This window comes from Streptomyces sp. NPDC001027, assembly GCF_040299045.1.
Taxonomy (GTDB): domain Bacteria; phylum Actinomycetota; class Actinomycetes; order Streptomycetales; family Streptomycetaceae; genus Streptomyces.
On record NZ_JBEPBI010000467.1, the window covers coordinates 1 to 2921 of the forward strand.

Genomic DNA, 2921 nt, shown 5'->3' on the forward strand with positions numbered 1-2921 from the left:
GTTCCGGAGTGTCCGGATCGTGTCTTCGACGAGGTCCGACGCCGCCTCGGCGACGTCACGGCTCTCGTGATGTGCCACTGCGAGTCGGTCGACTCCGGCCTGCTCGACACCACCCTGGAAAGCTTCGACCGCCACTTCGCGGTCAACGCGCGCGCCGCCTGGCTGCTGATCCGCGAGTACGGCCGCCGCTTCCAGGGGGCTCACGGAACCGGACGCGTGATCAGCCTCACCAGTGACCACACCGTCGGCAACCTGCCCTACGGGGCGAGCAAAGGCGCGCTGGACCGCATCACGCTGGCCGCCGCCCATGAACTCGCCCCGCTCGGGATCACGGCCAACGTGATCAACCCGGGTCCGGTGGACACCGGTTGGATGTCCGACGACATCCGGGACCACGTGGTGCGCCAGACGCCGTTGGGACGGCTGGGCAACCCGCAGGACACCGCCCACCTCGTGGAGTTCCTGTGCTCACCGCAGGGGCAGTGGATCAACGGACAGCTGCTGAAGAGCAACGGCGGGCTCGCCTGACCCCCGGGCCCGCCGACACAGAGCAGGACGCCCGGCGGCGTGGTTCAGCAACTGTTACGCCGCGGATCGCGACGCTAGACGTGTGGACCCACGGCGTCAGGCGTGCGGCGGCGATCGACGCGGGTCGGCCTGGGCGCAGCTGACGCAGGTGGTGGACGCCGGACGTATCTCGAGGCGTTCGGGCGGAATCATCCGGCCACAGCGCTCGCATCGACCGTACTGTCCCTGTTCAAGACGTTCCAGCGCCCGGTCCAGTTCTTCCAGGTGCTCACGCGCCTGCGTCATCAGGGCCGCCACATGCGCCCGCTCGAAGGCGGTGGTGCCTCCCTCGGGGTCGTGCTCGTCGTCGACGGCGACCAGGGCGTTCGCCGCGACGATCCCGTCGAAGTCACGGCTCAGTGCGGCCGCACGCGCGAGAGTGTCGGCCCGGTCGGCCGCGAGACGCGCACGCGCGCCCGAGAGGCTGGACGTACCGGGCTCGTCCTGGCTGTCACGGGATGCATCGCCCATGCTGCGACAACGCCGCCGCGGCCTTCGGCATTCCCCCGGCCGGCCGTCCGGCTCGCCGGCCGCTTTCCGCGTGAGCGTGCCTCGCGGGACCGGGCGGGGCGGGTCGGGGCGGTCGTCGGGCGGCGTCCACGGCGTCGCCGGACAGCGGGCTCGGAGGCAGTCGGCGTGTCGTGACCTTCGTACGACGCATTGACCCCGCAGCGCCGTCGCGGTTGCATGCTTGAGGTCCTCCGGTGGGGAGCCGGGGCGACGACCGATGTCATGACGTGGGGGAACCATGGGAATCATGAATCAGAGGACCGCCGGACGCGTTCGGGCCGTCTTATGCGCCACGGTCGTGGTCTGTGCGGTCACGACGGCGCTGCCGGGAGCCGTTTCCGCCGAGCCCATGACCGTGCCGGGCGCAGCGAGCGACAGCGCGGCCGGTGTGGAGCGGATCAGTGTCGCGCCCGACGGCGCCCAGGGCGACGGCGACTCCGCGGGCGCCACGATCACAGCCGACGGCCGGCGCATCGCCTTCTCGTCGTCGGCGAAGAACCTGACGCCCTCCAACCCGGTCACGTTCACGACGGTGTTCGTCCGTGATCAGCAGGCGGGCCAGACCACGCAGATGAGCATCAACACGTCTCCGATCCAACGCCCGGTGATCAGCGGGGACGGGCAGTACGTCGCCCTGTGGGGGCAGCTGTTCCGAGACACGAAGATCCTGCTGTCCCAGGTGAGTTCGGCACGCACGATCGGCCTCACCTGCTCGGGCCTCAGCTGCAGTCAGCCCTCGCTCAGCGCGGACGGCCGCTACGTCGCCCACGTCGCCACCTTCACCCGGCCGCCCTCCCGGCAGCGCATCGAGGTGCTGGACTGGAACGCCAACACCGCACAGCCCGTCGCCGAGCTCAACAACAGCGTCCAGGCGCGCCCGTCCATCAGCGGCGACGGCCGGTTCGTCGCCTACCAGGACGGCCAGAGCCAGGACGTCTTCGTCTGGGACGCCACCGACCACACCTCCAGCGGCCCGATCGAAGGTCCGTCCAAGGCGGCCACACTCGTCCAGCTCAGCAAGGACGGCAGCAAGGTCGTCTACCTGTCGGGCTCCGACACCTACGTCCACGACCAGAGCTCGGGCGCCGACCAACTGGTGCCCGGCGTACAGGGCTTGGCCATCGATCCCACCGGTCGCTACCTGCTGCACGCCCCCCAGGGCTCGAACGGACCGGCGCTCGCGCTGCGCGACCTGGAGACGGGCGTCGACGAGATCGTCTCCACTCAACCCGCCTCGGCCGGGACCGACGCGGTCAGCGCCGGTGGGCGCGAGGTCGTCTTCCATTCCACGGCCGACGACATCGTCCCCGGAGACACCAACGGCAAGTCGGACGTCTTCCTCCGCCGCATCTCCTGGTAGTCCCTGCCGGCGCCGCCCCATCCGGCCGAGCGGGCAGGGAAGGGGCGGCGTCTGCGGTCGTCCCGCGGCGAAGGGGCGACCGGGCGGGAAGTCAGCCGTGGTAGTTGATGTATCCGTTGCCGTCGGCGTCGTTGGCGCGCTTGGTGTAGGAGTGGACGTCCGCTCTGGCGCCGGACGGCTTCAGCAGGTAGACGGTGTCCTTGTCGTTGTTCCAGATGAAGTTGCAGTTCTGGCGGTAGACGACGTTGCCGGCGTCGGAGTCGGCGCCCCTGCCGCCGCGCAGCTTCACGTAGTCGCCGGGCTCGAGCTTGTGGCTGGAGGCGAAGGTGAACTTGTTCCCCGTGGCGTCCTTGACGACGTAGCCCTTGAGGTCGACGGTCGCCGTGCGGGAGTAGTTCTTGATCGTCAGGTACTCGTCTTTGGCGTTGCCGCCGGAACACCGGTTGGAGTCGCTGCCCGGCGCGTCGTACTGGACGCCCTTGAC

General features: G+C 69.8%; 4 protein-coding genes. 2 read left to right on the plus strand and 2 right to left on the minus strand.

The window, feature by feature from the left end; translation table 11 throughout:
* The coding region (locus ABT300_RS42800) for an SDR family oxidoreductase (protein WP_351688229.1) at nt 1-528 on the plus strand (528 nt) is incomplete at its 5' end.
* Between the two features lie 96 nt (nt 529-624).
* On the opposite strand, the gene ABT300_RS42805 is transcribed toward ABT300_RS42800, so the two are convergent.
* On the minus strand, nt 625-1038 hold the full coding sequence (locus tag ABT300_RS42805; protein ID WP_351688232.1) for a TraR/DksA family transcriptional regulator: 414 nt from the start codon (nt 1036-1038) through the stop codon (nt 625-627).
* Between the two features lie 286 nt (nt 1039-1324).
* Between ABT300_RS42805 and ABT300_RS42810 the strand changes: the two genes are divergently transcribed.
* A complete protein-coding gene (locus ABT300_RS42810) occupies nt 1325-2437 on the plus strand; it encodes a TolB family protein (protein WP_351688235.1) in 1113 nt (370 codons plus the stop codon).
* A gap of 91 nt (nt 2438-2528) precedes the next feature.
* Here ABT300_RS42810 and ABT300_RS42815 read toward each other — a convergent pair.
* The coding region (locus ABT300_RS42815; RefSeq protein WP_351688238.1) for a lamin tail domain-containing protein at nt 2529-2921 on the minus strand (393 nt) is incomplete at its 5' end.

Coding starts and splice junctions, on each gene's coding strand:
- ABT300_RS42805 (WP_351688232.1), bottom strand. CDS start 1,038: ATGGGCGATGCATCCCGTGACAGCCAGGACGAGCCCGGTACGTCCAGC.
- ABT300_RS42810 (WP_351688235.1), top strand. CDS start 1,325: ATGAATCAGAGGACCGCCGGACGCGTTCGGGCCGTCTTATGCGCCACG.